This window comes from Methylobacterium sp. E-046 (genome assembly GCF_022829625.1).
In the GTDB taxonomy this organism is placed as follows: Bacteria; Pseudomonadota; Alphaproteobacteria; order Rhizobiales; family Beijerinckiaceae; genus Methylobacterium; species Methylobacterium longum.
In genome coordinates, this window is sequence record NZ_JAKSYP010000015.1 from 1 (window position 1) to 687 (window position 687).

1 protein-coding gene and 1 pseudogene are annotated in these 687 nt (G+C 69.1%); both read right to left on the bottom strand.

The annotated features are described in order from the left end of the window. Positions 1-330, bottom strand: a complete 330-nt coding sequence (locus MKK82_RS00320) for a hypothetical protein (RefSeq protein ID WP_243984218.1) — start codon at positions 328-330, stop codon at positions 1-3. Positions 331-441: 111 nt separating this feature from the next. Continuing rightward, positions 442-687, bottom strand: a pseudogene (locus MKK82_RS00325) (chemotaxis protein); the annotation flags it as partial.

Below are 687 nucleotides of genomic sequence, written 5' to 3' on the forward strand. Positions count from 1 at the left end.
TCAGAGGTTGTTGATGCGCACGGCGCAGCCTTCCACCTTCTGGAGGAACACGTCGATGTAGGTCAGTCCCGTCCCGGCTTCAGCGCGCAGGGTCGCGTTGACGGCGTCGATCCGGACGTCACCGCTCGGAGGCCGCGCCTGCAGATCGGCGATCACCGCGGCGAGTTGCAGGCGCTTGGCCGATAGAGCTGCCCGGATCGCATCGAGCCGGGCGCCCGACAAAGTCACCGCACGGCCCTCTCGCAGCAGCTCCGCCGCCATCACATCGAAGGCATCGGGCGCAGACGTGGCGCAGCGATCGGATCGCAGCGGAATGATCGTGCCTGTCACAGGGTGGGCTCCCCCACATCAAGGAAGTCGACGGCTACGCGAAGTCGGTCATGGAGCGCATCGTCGAGGCTAGTCCGCACGACGGCTTCCTCGCCCATGTCACCCATGACCTCAGCCCACTGCCCGCGCGGCCTCGCGCACTTGGCGCGTGGCGGCATCGACCTGCTCGCTCGCCCGGGCGATGGCCTCCATGCCGCCGGCGATCGTCGATACCCCATGCGCGGCCGTGTGCATGCTGCCCGACATCTCGCGCGTGACGGCAGACTGCTCCTCGACCGCCGCCGCGATCGCGGCCGAGACCTCGTCCAGCGCCCGGATCGTGCCCTGGATCGAGCCGATCGCGCCCACAGCCTCGCG